The organism is Methylobacterium sp. B1 (assembly GCF_000333255.1).
GTDB lineage: Bacteria > Pseudomonadota > Alphaproteobacteria > Rhizobiales > Beijerinckiaceae > Methylobacterium > Methylobacterium fujisawaense.
In genome coordinates this window covers 1-5,405 of sequence record NZ_BACT01000958.1, presented here as the reverse complement: position 1 = coordinate 5,405, position 5,405 = coordinate 1, and the positions used below count along the sequence as shown (strand labels likewise).

At 71.4% G+C, this 5,405-nt stretch carries 6 protein-coding genes, 1 tRNA gene and 1 pseudogene; 5 read left to right on the top strand and 3 right to left on the bottom strand.

Going from position 1 to position 5,405, the window contains the following annotated elements:
* From I53_RS26875 to I53_RS26865, 3 genes and pseudogenes are all read left to right on the top strand, one after another.
* A pseudogene (locus I53_RS26875) lies at window positions 1-292 on the top strand (oxidoreductase); the annotation flags it as partial.
* A gap of 119 nt (window positions 293-411) precedes the next feature.
* Window positions 412-504: transfer RNA gene (locus I53_RS26870), tRNA-Sec, on the top strand.
* Between the two features lie 210 nt (window positions 505-714).
* On the top strand, window positions 715-987 hold the full coding sequence (locus I53_RS26865) for a hypothetical protein (RefSeq protein ID WP_043356670.1): 273 nt from the start codon (window positions 715-717) through the stop codon (window positions 985-987).
* 25 nt (window positions 988-1,012) lie between these two features.
* On the opposite strand, the gene I53_RS26860 is transcribed toward I53_RS26865, so the two are convergent.
* Entirely contained in the window at window positions 1,013-1,417 is a 405-nt protein-coding gene (locus I53_RS26860) for a hypothetical protein (protein WP_043356668.1), read from the bottom strand.
* A gap of 169 nt (window positions 1,418-1,586) precedes the next feature.
* Here I53_RS26860 and I53_RS26855 point away from each other — a divergent pair, with 169 nt between their 5' ends.
* On the top strand, window positions 1,587-1,823 hold the full coding sequence (locus I53_RS26855) for a DUF4170 domain-containing protein (RefSeq protein ID WP_043356667.1): 237 nt from the start codon (window positions 1,587-1,589) through the stop codon (window positions 1,821-1,823).
* 169 nt (window positions 1,824-1,992) lie between these two features.
* Window positions 1,993-2,937: a ribose-phosphate pyrophosphokinase gene (locus I53_RS26850; protein WP_043356665.1), complete on the top strand. Its 945-nt coding sequence runs from the start codon at window positions 1,993-1,995 to the stop codon at window positions 2,935-2,937.
* Between the two features lie 24 nt (window positions 2,938-2,961).
* On the opposite strand, the gene glgX is transcribed toward I53_RS26850, so the two are convergent.
* Both glgX and I53_RS26840 read right to left on the bottom strand, forming a co-directional pair.
* Window positions 2,962-5,082: a glycogen debranching protein GlgX gene (gene glgX / locus I53_RS26845; RefSeq protein WP_043356664.1), complete on the bottom strand. Its 2,121-nt coding sequence runs from the start codon at window positions 5,080-5,082 to the stop codon at window positions 2,962-2,964.
* Between the two features lie 54 nt (window positions 5,083-5,136).
* The coding region (locus I53_RS26840) for a trehalose-6-phosphate synthase (protein WP_043356662.1) at window positions 5,137-5,405 on the bottom strand (269 nt) is incomplete at its 5' end.

The window sequence follows — 5,405 nt, the reverse complement described above, 5'->3', positions numbered from 1 at the left end:
GGAGCAGCAGCTGCTGGCCGGCGTGAAGCCGGGGGCCGCCGGCTGGGGCGCGGATCCGGACGGGCTGGAGATCCACGACGCGACCGGGCGGGTGGCGCGCGCACCGGCGCTGGCCGGCGACCAGCGCGCATTCTACCGCGCCGTGGCCGGGGCGATCGCCCGCACCCCGGTCGACCAGACCGAGGCGCTGGAGGCCGTGCGGGTGATGGCCTGCCTCGAGGCGGCGCTCACGTCGGCGCGAACCGGGACCTCGGTCGGCCTGACGCGCGCGCCGGACGAGCGGGATCCCTGACCCGCAGCCCCCGACCCGCGACCCCGACCCGCGACCTTTGCGCGCTGGCCCGCCGCCACGCCCGCCTGCCGGTGTCCTGGACCTTGACCCGTCCGGCGGCGGCCCGTAACCCCGGTGGTGGAGGCGAACGGGGTCTGGTGGCCCTCCTGGTCTTCAAAACCAGCGGTACGCCAACAGCGTACGGTGGGTTCGATTCCCATCCGCTTCCGCCATTCTTCAGACTGCCTCAACCGACAAATCAGTGTTCGCCTGTATCCAGGCGACACGCGCCGAAAATTTGGCAATACTGATCTGTCGGAACTGTGGAGGGGCCGGTTCGTTTCCCGCGACCGATCCCGTGCTGGTGTCCCCGTGAAGAACCGTTCCGCCGCCACCGTCCCGTTCCCGCCGGCCCCGGCCGGCCGTGCGCGTTGAGGCCGGCCATGCTGAACAGACTCGTGACGCTCCTGCCCTCCGGCGCCCGTGAGGCGCTGCGGACCCTCGCGGCGCGCATGCCGGCACATCTGCCGGCACGCATGCCGGCAGATGTGCCGGTGCGCCCGCCGGCGCCGCAATCCGCGATCCTGCCGGATTTCGACACGCGGCCCGCCGCGATGACGCCGCTGCTTCCCCCCGCCGCCATCAACGACAATCCGCTCCAGGCCGTCCACGAGGCGGTCGAGCGGGATCTGCGCGCCAGCGGCCACCTGCGCTGAGGCCGGACCGAGAGACCCGTCGGGGTCAGCGCTTGGCCGGCGCGGGCGTCTCGGGAATCGTCCCGGGCGCGATCCAGTGGCAGGCCGTGGTGCCGCGCACGCCGGCACAATCGTAGCTCTGGCCGCCCAGTGTCACCTTGTCGACGATGCCGGTGAATTCCGTGCGCGCCAGCGCCGAGCAGCCGAGATGGTCCGCCTTGGGATCGGCCAGATGCGCCGCGGCCGCCGCCGCGCCGTCGCGCATCAGCATCCGGTAATTGGCGAGCGACGGGCAGCCGATCACCGGTGGCCCGCCCCGCCGGTCGGGGGCGCTCCTGTCGGATCCGGCGGCGCGGGGCGCCCGGGGCGCCTGCTGCGCCAGAACCTGCGCCGCGCTGAGGCTGACGGTCACCGCGACGGGGACGAGGAGAGCGAGAGGTCGGCGTGTCATGGTCCGCTCGTAGCATGACGCATCCGAGGTTGCGCATCCGGCGCGGCGCCGCGCCCGGAACCCGGCCGCCGCGCAGACCTGCGGCGGGTTCAGGGCTCGGCTGCGACCATGCAGGCTTGACCGGAGGCCCGCCATTTGCGAGCGCCGCGGAGAAACGTGAGGAGAGGCCATGGCGACGGCGATCGACAGCGACCAGAAGCTGCACCTGGTCTTCGGTGGTGAATTGCAGGATCTCGACGGGGTCCGGTTCCGGGACATCAAGGGCCTCGACATCGTCGGCATCTTCCCGGACTACGCCTCCGCCCAGGCCGCGTGGCGGGCCAAGGCCCAGGCCACCGTCGACAGCGCGCAGACGCGCTATTTCGTGGTGCACCTGCACCGCCTGCTGGAGCCGCCGGCTCCCTGAGCGCTGCCGCACTACCTGTCGGCGGCGAGTGCTGGGCGGCCGTGAAGGCATTGTGACAGTTCCTGCCCGCTGCTAAGAGCCTCGCCCGTCATCGGATCGTTCCGGCTCCTCGGGAGACCGGTCTGGACAAGAGCGGCGGTAAGGTCCGGCCGCGAGTGAGCGGCCGCCCATGAAATCCTCGATCAAGATCATCGCCGGGAATGCCAGCCGGCCCCTGGCCGAGGCGATCGCGGCCTATCTCGAACTGCCGCTGGCCAAGTGCATGGTCCGGCGCTTCGCCGACATGGAGATCTTCGTCGAGCTTCAGGAGAACGTGCGCGGCGAGGACGTGTTCATCGTCCAGTCGACCTCGTTCCCGGCGAACGACCACCTGATGGAACTGCTGATCATGATCGACGCTGCGCGCCGATCCTCGGCCCGGCGCATCACGGCGGTGATCCCGTATTTCGGCTATGCGCGGCAGGACCGGCGCACCTCCGGCCGCACGCCGATCTCGGCCAAGCTGGTGGCGAACCTCATCACCGAGGCGGGCGCCGACCGCGTCCTGACCCTCGATCTCCATGCCGGCCAGATCCAGGGCTTCTTCGACATCCCCACCGACAACCTGTTCGCCGCCCCCGTGATGGTGCGCGACATCAAGGAGCGGCTGCCGGGCGACAACCGCATGGTGGTCTCGCCCGACGTCGGCGGCGTGGTGCGGGCGCGGGCCATCGCCAAGCGGATCGACTGCCCGCTGGCCATCGTCGACAAGCGCCGCGAGCGCCCGGGCGAGTCCGAGGTGATGAACATCATCGGCGAGGTCGAGGGCCGCTCCTGCATCCTCGTGGACGACATCGTCGATTCGGGCGGCACCCTGGTCAACGCCGCCGAGGCCCTGCTCAACGCCGGCGCCAAGGACGTCTCGGCCTACATCACCCACGGCGTGCTGTCGGGCGGCGCGGTCTCGCGCATCGCCGCCTCGCGGATGAAGGAGCTGGTGATCACCGACTCGATCCAGCCGACGCAGGCCGTCAAGCTCGCCCGCAACATCCGCGTGGCCACCATCGCGCCGCTGCTGGGCGAGGCGATCGGGCGCACGGCGACGGAATCCAGCGTCTCCAGCCTGTTCGACTGACGGATCCGCGGGGGGCTCCTGCCCCTAGCGTTCCGGCACCCAGCCGCCCCGGTTTCCGGTCTCTGTCCCCGGCGCGGTGAGCACGAGGACCGTGCGGCCCGGCAGCGGCACGGCGGCCCCGGACTCGACGGCCGGCGTGCCGGGCGCGCGGGCGCCCGCGGGCTCGCCGGTGTCGAAGACCGGCGTCCAGGGGCCGCCCACCACCGGGGCGAGGCGGAACGGGACGGCGCCCTCCCCGGCGTTGAACAGCATCAGGAGGCGGTCGCCCGGATCGCCGTCATTGCCGATCTGCATGCCGAACACCTGGAGCCCGTCGTCGGACCAGTGGCGGCCCTCCATCTCGGTGCCCTCGGGGGAGAGCCAGTGCACGTCGCGCAGGGGCTCGTCGGGATCGATCAGCGCGCCGGTGAAGAAGCGCCGCCGCCGCAGCGCCGGCTGGGCCCGGCGCAGGGCCAGCAGGTTGGCGACGAAATCCGTGAGGGCGGGATCCGGATCGACGCTCCAGTCCATCCAGCTCGTCGGGTTGTCCTGGGCATAGGCGTTGTTGTTGCCGCCCTGGCTGCGGGAGCGCTCGTCGCCCATCAGCAGCATCGGCACGCCCTGGGCCAGCATCATGGTGGCCAGCATGTTGCGCTTCTGGCGGGCGCGTAGAGCCAGGATCGCCGTGTCGTCGGTGTCGCCCTCGACGCCGTAGTTGCGGCTGACGTTGTGGTTATGGCCGTCGCGGTTGTCCTCGCCGTTGGCTTCGTTGTGCTTCTGCTCGTACGCCACCGTGTCGGCCAGGGTGAAGCCGTCGTGGCTGGCGATGAAGTTGACGCTGGCCAGCGGCGAGCGACGGGACGGGGCGAACACCTCCCGCGAGCCGGTCAGCCCCTGCGTGACCTTGGCGAGCGTGCCGGAATCCCCCTTCCAGAAGCCCCGCGCGGCGTCGCGGAACTTGTCGTTCCACTCGCTCCAGCCGCGCGGATAGCCGCCGAGCTGGTAGCCCCCCTCCCCGATATCCCAGGGCTCGGCCACCATCTTCACCCGGGCGAGGACCGGATCCTGCGCCACCGCCTGGAAGAAGGCCGCCTGCGGGGTGAAGGCGAAGGGCGCGCGCCCGAGGCTCGAGGCCAGGTCGAAGCGGAAGCCCGCGATGCCGTAGGCGGTGACCCAATGGCGCAGGGAATCCAGCACGAGCTGCATCACCCGCGGATGGCTCGCGTCGAAGGTGTTGCCGCAGCCGGTGCAGTCGATGGTGCGGCGCGGGTCGGCGGGATCGAGCTTGTAGTAGCTGGCGTTGTCGATGCCGCGGAACGACAGGGTTGGGCCGGTGTGGTCCCCCTCGGCGGTGTGGTTGTAGACCACGTCGAGCCACGTCTCGATCCCGGCGGCGTTCAGCTCCCGGATCGCCGCCTTCAGGCCGCCCAGTCCGCCCTCCCCCAGGTAGCGCGGCTCCGGGGCGAAGTAGCCCAGGGGCTGATACCCCCAGAAATTGACGAGCCCCTTCTCCACCAGGAAGCGGTCGTCCGCGAAGGCGTGGATCGGCAGCAGCTCCAGGGCGGTGACGCCGAGCCTGACGAGGTGCTCGATGATCGCCGGGTGGGCGAGCGCCCCGTAGGTGCCGCGCTCCGCCTCGGGGATGTCGGGATGGGTGCGGGTCAGCGCCTTGACGTGCGCCTCGTACACCACCGTCTCGGCCAGCGGCCGCCGCACCGGCGTGAGGGCCAGATCGGGCACCTCCGGGGCGGTGACCACGCATTTCGGCATGTAGACCGCGCTGTCGCGCCGGTCGATCCGGTCCTCGCGCCCGCCCCGGCGATGACTGTAGAGCGCATCGTGCCAGCGGATCCGGCCGCGGATCTCCCGGGCGTAGGGGTCGAGGACGAGCTTCGAGGCGTTGAACCGGTGGCCGGACGCCGGATCCCAGGGGCCGTGCACCCGGTAGCCGTAGAGCTGGCCCGGCAGCACGCCGCGCAGGTAGCCGTGCCAGACGTCGTCGGTCCGGCAGGGCAGACGCACCGTGCGGGTCTCGTGCCGCTCCCCCGCCTCGAACAGGCAGACATCGACCGCGGTGGCGTGCTCGGAAAAGAGGGCGAAGTTGACGCCGCGCCCGTCGAAATGGGCGCCGAGCGGCGCCGGCACCCCGTCATCGACGGCGATCATGTGGGGCGTCCGGTCACACGGGGGGCTGCAGGCGGAATCAGCGGGCTGCGCCGGCTATTCGGCGGCCGCGGCGGCGGTGGGGGCCTCGCGCTCCATGGTGCGGAAATTCTCGAGCTCCGCCAGGAAGTTGCGCGCCCACCAATCGACGTCCTCGCGGGTCATGCGCTCGACCATCGGCTTCCAGCGCGCCACACGCTCGGCCTTCGGCATGTAGAGCGCGGCCCGGATCGCCTCCGCCACCTCGAACCGGTCGTAGGGGTTGATCAGCAGCGCCTCGGGCAATTGCCGGGCGGCGCCGGCGAATTCGACAGGACCAGACCCCC

Excerpts from the sequence above, each read along its gene's own strand:
- I53_RS26865 (WP_043356670.1), top strand. The coding sequence starts at position 715 with ATGCTGAACAGACTCGTGACGCTCCTGCCCTCCGGCGCCCGTGAGGCG.
- I53_RS26860 (WP_043356668.1), bottom strand. The coding sequence starts at position 1,417 with ATGACACGCCGACCTCTCGCTCTCCTCGTCCCCGTCGCGGTGACCGTC.
- I53_RS26855 (WP_043356667.1), top strand. The coding sequence starts at position 1,587 with ATGGCGACGGCGATCGACAGCGACCAGAAGCTGCACCTGGTCTTCGGT.
- I53_RS26850 (WP_043356665.1), top strand. The coding sequence starts at position 1,993 with ATGAAATCCTCGATCAAGATCATCGCCGGGAATGCCAGCCGGCCCCTG.
- glgX (WP_043356664.1), bottom strand. The coding sequence starts at position 5,082 with ATGATCGCCGTCGATGACGGGGTGCCGGCGCCGCTCGGCGCCCATTTC.